The organism is Streptomyces sp. NPDC056835 (genome assembly GCF_042789485.1).
Taxonomy (GTDB): Bacteria; Actinomycetota; Actinomycetes; order Streptomycetales; family Streptomycetaceae; genus Streptomyces.
In genome coordinates, this window is record NZ_JBHUBB010000022.1 from 132,412 (window position 1) to 142,691 (window position 10,280).

At 69.7% G+C, this 10,280-nt stretch carries 8 protein-coding genes and 1 rRNA gene; 7 read left to right on the top strand and 2 right to left on the bottom strand.

The features are described 5' to 3' along the window. Positions 1 to 142: 142 nt before the first annotated feature. Positions 143 to 2,566 (bottom strand): PQQ-binding-like beta-propeller repeat protein, encoded by a 2,424-nt coding sequence (locus ACFRMN_RS24820; RefSeq protein WP_383022926.1) that lies wholly within the window; start codon positions 2,564 to 2,566, stop codon positions 143 to 145. 125 nt (positions 2,567 to 2,691) lie between these two features. On the opposite strand from ACFRMN_RS24820, the gene ACFRMN_RS24825 reads away from it, so the two are divergent. The 6 genes from ACFRMN_RS24825 (at position 2,692) to proC (ending at position 7,162) form a co-directional block, all read left to right on the top strand. Continuing rightward, entirely contained in the window at positions 2,692 to 3,018 is a 327-nt protein-coding gene (locus ACFRMN_RS24825; RefSeq protein ID WP_383022927.1) for a peptidase, read from the top strand. Between the two features lie 86 nt (positions 3,019 to 3,104). Further along, positions 3,105 to 3,644 (top strand): hypothetical protein, encoded by a 540-nt coding sequence (locus ACFRMN_RS24830; protein ID WP_383022928.1) that lies wholly within the window; start codon positions 3,105 to 3,107, stop codon positions 3,642 to 3,644. Between the two features lie 162 nt (positions 3,645 to 3,806). Next, on the top strand, positions 3,807 to 4,559 hold the full coding sequence (locus ACFRMN_RS24835; RefSeq protein ID WP_383022930.1) for a class I SAM-dependent methyltransferase: 753 nt from the start codon (positions 3,807 to 3,809) through the stop codon (positions 4,557 to 4,559). Positions 4,560 to 4,643: 84 nt separating this feature from the next. Beyond that, a complete protein-coding gene (locus tag ACFRMN_RS24840; protein ID WP_383022931.1) occupies positions 4,644 to 5,411 on the top strand; it encodes an ABC transporter ATP-binding protein in 768 nt (255 codons plus the stop codon). Further along, on the top strand, positions 5,408 to 6,217 hold the full coding sequence (locus ACFRMN_RS24845; protein ID WP_383022933.1) for an ABC transporter permease: 810 nt from the start codon (positions 5,408 to 5,410) through the stop codon (positions 6,215 to 6,217). The genes ACFRMN_RS24840 and ACFRMN_RS24845 overlap by 4 nt, the downstream gene beginning before the upstream one ends. 135 nt (positions 6,218 to 6,352) lie before the next feature. Next, on the top strand, positions 6,353 to 7,162 hold the full coding sequence (proC, locus tag ACFRMN_RS24850; RefSeq protein ID WP_383022935.1) for a pyrroline-5-carboxylate reductase: 810 nt from the start codon (positions 6,353 to 6,355) through the stop codon (positions 7,160 to 7,162). Between the two features lie 55 nt (positions 7,163 to 7,217). Here the strand turns inward: proC and trpS are convergent, their stop codons facing one another. Beyond that, positions 7,218 to 8,216: a tryptophan--tRNA ligase gene (gene trpS, locus ACFRMN_RS24855; protein WP_383022954.1), complete on the bottom strand. Its 999-nt coding sequence runs from the start codon at positions 8,214 to 8,216 to the stop codon at positions 7,218 to 7,220. A gap of 841 nt (positions 8,217 to 9,057) precedes the next feature. On the opposite strand from trpS, the gene ACFRMN_RS24860 reads away from it, so the two are divergent. Continuing rightward, positions 9,058 to 10,280: ribosomal RNA gene (locus ACFRMN_RS24860) — 16S ribosomal RNA — on the top strand; the annotation flags it as partial.

Sequence of the window (10,280 nt, forward strand, 5' to 3'; positions counted from 1 at the left end):
CCCCACCAACCCCCCCCCCCCGCCCACCCCCCCAACAAAACCCCTTTGCTCCCGGGCCGGCCCCCCGTGACCCGGTGGGGGGCCCGGGGCCCCACGGCGTTTGCGCGTCTCGTGAGGAGCGCCTACGTCTCGTGAGGTGCGCCTACCAGCTGTCCGGCCGTCGGCTGTCGACCGCGAAGACGGACCCGTCGGGCGCGGTGGCGAAGACGGCGCCGGGCTCGGTGACGGGCGCGGGCAGGGTGGGCACGAGCGTGTGGGGCCCGTCGTCCATCCGGGGCTTCGTCTGCCCGAGCAGCACGCCACGCTCGGCGTCCACGGCGAGCAGCCGGCCGTCGCCCGCGCTCAGATAGACGCGGTTCCCGGCGGCGGTGGGCCGTGACGCCCGGGTGACCGACGTCTCCAGCCGCCAGCGCACACCGGCGCTGCCGGCTCCGCCCGCTTCGCCGGATCCGGCGGTGTCGACGGCGAGCAGCGAACCCGTGTACCCCATGACATAGACCGTGTCACCGGCCACGATGCCCTGCGCCTGGTCGACCGGCGCGGTCAGCGGGACGCGCCGTACGGTACGGGTCGACGCGTCGAGCCGTACGACCTCGTTCGCATAGCCGTCGGCGTCGTCCGAGAGCAGGAACAGCGCGTCGCCCGAGGCACCCGCCGGGATCAGGTTGCCCGTCAGCCGCTTCTCCCAGCGGACGGAGCCGTCGGCCGGATCGATGGAACTCACCTCGGTGGCCACGCCGTCGGACGACGGTGTCGTGGCGAAGAGCGGACCGTCGCCGGTGGAGGATCCGTCGCCGGTGGAGGATCCATCGACAGTGGGGGAGCCGTCGCCGGTGGGGTAACCGCTCGCCGCCGTCCAGACGGTGCCGGTCCCGCCGCGCTGCCGGCTCCAGCGCTCGTCGCCGGTCGCGCTGTCCAGGGCCCGTACCCGCCCGTCGTAGGGCACGAGCAGCACCGTGTCACCGACATGACGGACGGAGGCGTACGAGGAGAGGGGGACGGACCAGCGCGTGGTGCCCGAGTCCGGATCGAGCGCTTCCAGCCGGGCCCCGCCGGGGCTGATGACATGCAGCAGCCCGCCCGAGAGAACAGGCGCCGCGTCCATACGGGCGTCCGCGCCGGCCTTGTCGCCCTTCACGGACCAGTCGAGATGACCGTTCGCGGGATCGAGCCTGGCCGCCTTGATGCCGGGAGCCGTGCAGTAGACGGCCGCCCCGGCGGCCGAGCAGCGGGGTATGCGGTCCTCGCCGCCGCTGTTGGGCAGCTTGATGTGCCAGGGACGAAACGTACCGGCGGGCCCGGCCGTGTCCGGCCGCGCGGGGGCGGCGGCACCGTCGTCCATCGAGGCGCGCGCACCGACGAAACCGGCCGCCGCCACGGCTGCCAGCACAACACCGATCACCGACCAGCGCCTGATCCGCCGACGGGGGCGGGTCGCGGGCGGGCCGCTTTCCGGCTGGGCATCGCGAGGCTCCGTGCTCCCGGCGCCCTCCGTGCTCCCGGCGCCCTCCGGGCTCCCGGCCCTCTCCGCGCTCTCCCCGCGACCCTCCGCGCTCTCCGAGGTCCTGATCCGGAGCTGCCGCGTCCGGGACCGGGCGGGACGGGCATGGGTGGCGGGGTCCGGATCCGCGTTCTCGGCGGGACCGGGACCGCGCTGCGCCGGTACGAGCGGACTCGCCCGGAGCGGACTCGCCCCGGACGACGACACCCGCGCGCCGCGCCGCCCGTCCGCGCCCGGTACCGACGGCGGGCGCAGCGTGGCCATCAGCTCGTCCGGGGTCGGCCGGTCGGCCGGCTCCTTCGCCAGACACCGGGTGATCAGCGGCAGCAGCTGCTCCGGGACCCCCGCCAAGTCCGGCTCGTTGTGCACGACTTGGTACGCGACGATGTACGGGCTGTCGGAATCGAACGGCCCCCGCCCGGTAGCCGCGTGGACCAGCACCGCGCCCATCGCGAACACATCGGCGGCGGGGCCGACTTCACGCGGTCGCTGGAACTGCTCGGGCGCCATGAACGGCGGGGTGCCGATGAGCTTGCCCGTCTCGGTCCGCAGATCACTGTCCGTCGGGCGCGAGATACCGAAGTCGATGACCTTGGGCCCGTCCGGCGCCAACAGGACATTGCTCGGCTTGAGATCGCGGTGCACCACACCGGCCCGATGGATGTCCCGCAGCCCCTCGGCAAGCCCCGCACCGAGCCTGATCAATTCCTCGGCGTCCAGCGGGCCGTTCCGCTTCACCCGCTCGGAGAGGGTGGGGCCATCGATGAACAGAGTGGCCATCCAGGGCCGTTCGGCCTCCGGATCGGCGTCCACGACGGGCGCGGTGAAGGCGCCGCTCACCCGGCGGGCGGCCGCGACCTCCTGCCGGAACCGGGCTCTGAACTCGGGATCCGACGCATGGTTGGTATGGATGACCTTGACGGCGAGAAGCAGCCCGGAAGCGGAGGTGGCCAGATGGACCACGCCCATCCCGCCCGATCCCAGGGCTGATTCGAGCAGGTAGCGACCGGCGTAATCCGGACGCTCCGCTTCCGGGGCCGACCCGGTATTGCGCAGTGGTGGCATCGCCCACCCCCGTGTATTCGTGCGCAAGCGCGACGCACGGAGCCTAGTCGATGATGCGTGCTATCAAGCCATGGCTTGCTAGCCTGCGCGGCGCAGAGAACGCACCTTCAATGGGGGAGGACCGAATGGCTGTCGAAGAGGTTGAGAGCGGCGTGGGGAATGCCGTGGGCGATGTCGTGGAGGGTGCCGTGGAGACGATGGCGGCGAAGCGGTACGCGGTCCACCCGGACTACCGCCTGAACGTCCGTAGCGGTCCCGGCACGAACTACCAGCTCGTCAAGGTGCTCCAGTACGGCGCGCGTGTCCCGATCAACTGCCAGACGCCGGGCGAGTGGGTCACCGGTCCGTACGGGACGACGAACCTGTGGGACAACATCGCCAACGGACAGTTCGTCTCGGACGCGTATGTCTACACGGGCAGCAGCGGCTATGTCGCGGAGCGCTGCGCCTGACGGAAGCTGACGGGGCCTGACGGGGCCCGGTCGGGCCTGACCCGGCCCGACCGGGCCCCGTGACCCGCACCGGGGATAATCGCCGGGTGAGCGAACACCCCGTACGACCCGTAGACCCCGAGCAGCGCGGTCACGGCGGCCCCGAGCCCGAGGCCATCCGTTTCTTCGGTACGACCTGGGTCGGCCATGACGGCGGCTACGCGCTGCGCCGCGTCATGGTCGCCGCCGGCTCCCTCGTCACCACCGTCGCCGCCTGCTTCGTACTGCGCTTCGCGTACGAGGGTCTGGAGATCGCGGACGTGGGCGCGTTCGTCGGGGTGCTCGTCATCGCGGTCTTCTCCGTGTGCGGCGCCATCGCGTTCCGCAGGACCTGGGACGGTTTCCAGCGCCGCCCGGCCGACCCGGCCCGCGAGGAGTCCCTGCGCAGCGTCAAGACGATCGGTTTCATCGGCTCACTGGTGGCGTACTTCCTGCGCTCCCTCGTCGAGGCCCCGGGCGAGGGGCTGCGCCGCGCGGAGTACGAGACGGCCGTCGTCCAGTACGAGCGCCGTCGCGGCGCCCGCACCGGAAACCCGGCCGCCCGCGGCGGCGGCAAGGGCAGGAAGCCGAAGCCCAAGCGCACGTAGGCCCTGCCCGGTCCCCACCGGCCGCACGCCCGGTCGGCACCGGCCGCACGCCCGGTCGGCACAGGCCGCACGCCCGGTCGGCACCGGCCGCACGCCCGGTCGGCACCGGCCGCACGCCCGGTCGGCACCGGCCGCACGCCCGGTCGGCGCCAGACTGGACGCATGACCGAACGCGAACGCGCCCTCTCCTTCGACGCCGTGGCCGACCAGTACGACAAGGCACGCCCCGGCTATCCGCCCGCCCTCTTCGACGCCATCGAGGAACTGACCGGCCGCCCGCTGGCCGGCTCCCGCGTCATCGACGTGGGCGCGGGCACCGGTATCGCCACGCGCCTGCTGCGCGCACGCGGCGCCCTGGTCACCGCCGTCGAGCCCGGACCGGAGATGGCGGCCCGGCTGCACCGCGCCGCCCCCGGCGTTCCGCTCGTCCGGGCCCTCGGGGACGCGCTGCCCCTCGCCGACGGCCGCGCCGACCTCATCACGTACGCCCAGTCCTGGCACTGGACCGACCCGGCCCGCTCCGTGCCCGAGGCCCTGCGCGTCCTGCGGCCCGGTGGCGCGCTCGCCCTCTGGTGGAACATCTCGGACGGCACTGTGCCGTGGATCGCCGCCCAGGCCGAACGGATCCGCCGCTGGGCCGGCGACGTACACCACGGCGCCCACAGTGCCACCGGCCGCGCGCGGAATCTGCCGGCCGCGCTGGACCGCGCGGAGCGCCGAATCCCCTGGACCCGCCGCGTCACCCTCGACACCCACCTCGCCAACCTCGGCAGCCACTCCGTCTTCCGTATGCGCGGTGAACAGGCCGCGGCCGGCTTCCTCGCGGACGAGCGGGCGGAACTGCTCACGCTCTTCCCGGACGGGACCGTCGAGGAGGCATATGCCGTCGAGCTGACGGTCGCCGCCCACGCGTGACGGGGACGGTCGCCACCCACGCGTGACGGGGACGGTCAGCGTCGACGCTTGACGGGCGTATCGGCCGTGCTCATTATTCATCGCATGATGAATTTTACTGAGGGCGCCATCCGTGCCCGCGGTCTCACCGTCCGACGAGGCGACCGCACGGTCCTGCGCGGCCTCGACTTCGCCGTATCGCCCGGCCGGATCACCGGCCTGCTCGGCCCGTCCGGCTGCGGCAAGTCGACCCTGATGCGCGCCATCGTCGGCACCCAGGCCAAGGTCACCGGCACCCTGGACGTCCTCGGCCTGCCCGCGGGCGACGGAGCGCTGCGCGCCAGGATCGGCTATGTCACCCAGGCCCCTTCCGTCTACGACGATCTGACGGTGCGGCAGAACCTCGACTACTTCGCCGCCGTGCTCGACCCGGGGCGGGCCCGCCGCGACGCCCGCCGCGAAACGGTCACCCGGGCCATCGGCGACGTCGACCTCGCCTCCCACGCCGACTCACTCGCGGGCAGGCTCTCCGGCGGCCAGCGCAACCGGGTCTCCCTCGCCGTCGCCCTGCTGGGCACCCCCGAACTGCTCGTCCTCGACGAACCGACCGTCGGCCTCGACCCCGTACTCCGCCGCGACCTGTGGGAGCTCTTCCACCGCATCGCCGCCGACCGCGCCGCGACGATCCTCGTCTCCTCCCACGTCATGGACGAGGCCGAACGCTGCCACCGCCTCCTCCTCATGCGCGACGGCGAGATCCTCGCCGACGACACCCCCGACGCCCTGCGCGCCCGTACCCACGCGGAGACCGTGGAAGCGGCCTTCCTCCACCTGGTCGACGAGGCCAACGCACCCCAGGAGAGCGCCCGATGAGCACCGTGACCCCCGGTACGACGACGGTCCCCGGCACGGCGACACCGTCCCGCACCACCGCGGCCCCGATGTCCGCCGCCCGCACCCTGGCCACCGCCGCCCGCGTGCTGCGCCAGCTGAGCCACGACCCCCGCTCGATCGCGCTGATGATCCTCGTCCCGTGCGTGATGCTCTTCCTGCTCCGCTACGTCTTCGACGGCAGCCCGCGCACCTTCGACGCCATCGGCGCGTCGCTGCTCGGCATCTTCCCGCTGATCACGATGTTCCTGGTGACCTCGATCGCCACCCTGCGCGAACGCACCTCGGGCACCCTGGAACGGCTGCTCGCCATGCCCCTGGGCAAGGCCGACCTGATCGCCGGGTACGCCCTGGCCTTCGGCCTGCTCGCCATCGTCCAGTCCGTCCTCGCCACCGGCCTCGCGGTCCGGGCCCTCGGCCTGGAAGTGGTGGGATCCGCCTGGCTGCTCCTCCTGGTCGCGCTCCTCGACGCCCTGCTCGGCACGGCACTCGGCCTCTTCGTCTCCGCCTTCGCCGCGTCCGAGTTCCAGGCCGTGCAGTTCATGCCCGCGGTGCTCTTCCCGCAGCTGCTCCTCTGCGGCCTCTTCACCCCGCGCCCGAACATGCAGCCCGTCCTGGAGGCGATCTCCAACGTCCTGCCGATGTCCTACGCCGTCGACGGCATGAACGAGGTCCTGCGCCATACGGACGTCACCGGCGACTTCGTCCGCGACGCCGTGATCGTCGCCGGCTGCGCCGCGCTCGTACTCGCCCTGGGTGCCGCGACCCTCCGCCGCCGGACGGCGTAACCGACGGGGCCGACCCGCCGCCGTACCGCTCCTCGGACACCTCCCGCGCCGCTCCGGTCCCCGGTGCGAGGATGGATCAGGAAGGACAGCAGCAAGGAAAACAGCACACATCCCCACCGGCGAGGTGACCCCGCAATGCCCCAGACAGTCGCAGTCCTCGGTACCGGAAAGATCGGCGAGGCCCTGCTCAGCGGCATGATCCGGGCAGGCTGGCGGGCCGCCGATCTGCTGGCCACCACCCGCCGCGGCGACCGGGCGGAGGAGCTCCGCAACCGGTACGGCGTCGAGACCGTCACCAACGCGGACGCCGCCAAGCGCGCCGACATCCTCATCCTCGCCGTCAAGCCGCAGGACATGGGCAAGCTGCTCGACGAACTCACCTCCCATGTCACCGCCGACCGCCTGATCATCAGCGCCGCCGCCGGAATCACCACCGCCTTCATCGAGGAACGCCTGACCGCGGGCACCCCCGTCGTACGTGTCATGCCCAACACCCCGGTGCTGGTGGACGAGGGCATGTCCGTCATTTCCGCCGGCAGCCATGCCCTCGCCGTCCATCTCGCCCACGCCGAAGCGATCTTCGGCGGCGTGGGCAAGACCCTCCGCGTCCCCGAGTCCCAGCAGGACGCGGCCACCGCCCTCTCCGGCTCGGGCCCGGCGTACTTCTACTTCCTGGTCGAGGCGATGACCGACGCCGGCATCCTCCTCGGCCTGCCCCGCGCCCAGGCCCACGAACTGATCGTCCAGGCCGCCATCGGCGCCGCCGTCATGCTGCGCGACAGCGGCGAACACCCCGTGAAGCTCAGGGAGGCCGTGACCTCCCCGGCCGGCACCACCATCAGCGCCATCCGGGAGCTGGAGAACCACGGTGTACGGGCGGCCCTGATCGCCGCGATCGAGGCGGCCCGCGACCGCAGCCGCGCCCTGGCCACCGGTAACGGCTGACACTCGGGCGGGACGCGGCCGCTCGTCGGATCACCGCTCGGCCGGCGATCACAGCTCAGCCGGCGGGCAGCAGTCCGATGGCCCGATAGGCGGCGTCGACCACGGGACGGGCCATACCCCTGGCCCGCTCCGCTCCCTCCTTGAGCACTCCGTCCACATAACCGGGATCCGCGGCCAGCTCCGCGTGCCGCTCCCGCAGCGGACGCAGCAGCTCGACCACCGCCTCCGCCGTGTCCTTCTTGAGCGCGCCGTACGAGTCATACGCGGCGGCCAGCTCGTCCGGGGTCCCGGCTCCGCACGCCGCGAGGATCTCCAGCAGATTGGCCACCCCCGGCTTGGTCTTCCGGTCGTATTCGACCTCCTGCCCGCTGTCGGTGACGGCACGCATGATCTTCTTCCGCGCCACATCGGCGTCGTCCAGGAGATAGACGATCCCGGCGCCGGACTCGTGCGACTTGCCCATCTTCGACGTCGGATCCTGGAGATCCATGACCCGCGCGGCCACCGGCGGCCGGGTGGCCTTCGGCACCGCGAACGTATGCCCGTACCGCTGGTTGAACCGCACCGCGAGATCCCGGGTCAGCTCCACATGCTGCGTCTGGTCATCACCGACCGGCACCTCATCCGTGCGATAGGCCAGGATGTCCGCGGCCATCAGCACCGGATACGACAGCAGCGAGAACCGCACGCTGTCCCCCGACGCCAGCGCCCGGGCGCTCTTCTCCTTGTACTGGATCATGCGCCGCAGCTCGCCGTCGGTCGCCGTGCACTCCAGCAGATACGAGAGTCGCGTGTGCTCGTCCACATGGCTCTGTACGAACACGGTGCACAGGGCGGGGTCCAGCCCGGCCGCCAGCAGCAGCGTCGCGGCCTGCCGGCTGAGTCTGCGCACGCGGGCGGGATCGTGTTCGACGGTCAGCGCGTGCAGATCCACCACGCTGAACAGCGCGTCGGCCCGGTGCTGATCGACCTCGACCCATCTGCGTACGGCCCCGAGGTAGTTGCCCAGCGTCAGATGCCCCGTCGGCTTGACCCCGCTGAAGATCCGCGTCATCTCTCTCATCACCCTCCGGATCGGAGCCGCCGCCTCCAGCGGCCGGCCTCCCGAGGGGGAAAACGCGAACGGCCGCCGAAGCGGCGTCCGTTGAGTGCACACGTGTGTGGCCGGCCGCCCTCAGGCGGCCCACCACTGAAGGTTGCACGCGTGCGTTGTCATGGCCCCCAGAGTAGCGGCCGACCCCTCAAGTTGACATGCCAAACACGGATCCGTAATGTTCTCCGAGCTGTCCGACGTGAGCACCGGTCCAGGCCGGTCCCCGGACAGTCATTCCGCAGGACCCATTACAAGCGCGCGACCGCTGGTGTCGCATTGTTTTGCGTGGGCTTTTGCGAATGAGGAATCCGCGTTCGAAGGGATGCGGCCCCGATTAGCGTCGGAGCAGCAGATTCCGCTAAAGTCTCACTCGTCCGAACGGCCCAACGGCCGGGATGACAGCCCACTCTGACTGGGAATCAGGCCCGAAAGGATCTGATAGAGTCGGAATCGCCGGAAAGGGAAACGCGAAAGCGAGAATCTGGAAGGCGGCCCCGCTCCGACGGGGAATCGGACACGAAAGAGTCTGATAGAGTCGGAAACGCAAGACCGAAGGGAAAAGCCCGGAGGAAAGCCCGAGAGGGTGAGTACAAAGGAAGCGTCCGTTCCTTGAGAACTCAACAGCGTGCCAAAAGTCAACGCCAGATATGTTGATACCCCGACCTGCCGGATGACCCGGTGGGTTGAGGTTCCTTTGTAGTAAACACAGCGAGGACGCTGTGAACCACTGGTCTTATTCCGGCCGGTGGTTCCGCTCTCGTGGTGATACCGGCGCTTTTAATTAAGCACTGCCGAGTAAACATTCACGGAGAGTTTGATCCTGGCTCAGGACGAACGCTGGCGGCGTGCTTAACACATGCAAGTCGAACGATGAAGCCTTTCGGGGTGGATTAGTGGCGAACGGGTGAGTAACACGTGGGCAATCTGCCCTTCACTCTGGGACAAGCCCTGGAAACGGGGTCTAATACCGGATAATACTTCTGCCTGCATGGGCGGGGGTTGAAAGCTCCGGCGGTGAAGGATGAGCCCGCGGCCTATCAGCTTGTTGGTGGGGTGATGGCCTACCAAGGCGACGACGGGTAGCCGGCCTGAGAGGGCGACCGGCCACACTGGGACTGAGACACGGCCCAGACTCCTACGGGAGGCAGCAGTGGGGAATATTGCACAATGGGCGAAAGCCTGATGCAGCGACGCCGCGTGAGGGATGACGGCCTTCGGGTTGTAAACCTCTTTCAGCAGGGAAGAAGCGAGAGTGACGGTACCTGCAGAAGAAGCGCCGGCTAACTACGTGCCAGCAGCCGCGGTAATACGTAGGGCGCAAGCGTTGTCCGGAATTATTGGGCGTAAAGAGCTCGTAGGCGGCTTGTCGCGTCGGATGTGAAAGCCCGGGGCTTAACCCCGGGTCTGCATTCGATACGGGCAGGCTAGAGTGTGGTAGGGGAGATCGGAATTCCTGGTGTAGCGGTGAAATGCGCAGATATCAGGAGGAACACCGGTGGCGAAGGCGGATCTCTGGGCCATTACTGACGCTGAGGAGCGAAAGCGTGGGGAGCGAACAGGATTAGATACCCTGGTAGTCCACGCCGTAAACGTTGGGAACTAGGTGTTGGCGACATTCCACGTCGTCGGTGCCGCAGCTAACGCATTAAGTTCCCCGCCTGGGGAGTACGGCCGCAAGGCTAAAACTCAAAGGAATTGACGGGGGCCCGCACAAGCAGCGGAGCATGTGGCTTAATTCGACGCAACGCGAAGAACCTTACCAAGGCTTGACATACACCGGAAACGGCCAGAGATGGTCGCCCCCTTGTGGTCGGTGTACAGGTGGTGCATGGCTGTCGTCAGCTCGTGTCGTGAGATGTTGGGTTAAGTCCCGCAACGAGCGCAACCCTTGTTCTGTGTTGCCAGCATGCCTTTCGGGGTGATGGGGACTCACAGGAGACTGCCGGGGTCAACTCGGAGGAAGGTGGGGACGACGTCAAGTCATCATGCCCCTTATGTCTTGGGCTGCACACGTGCTACAATGGC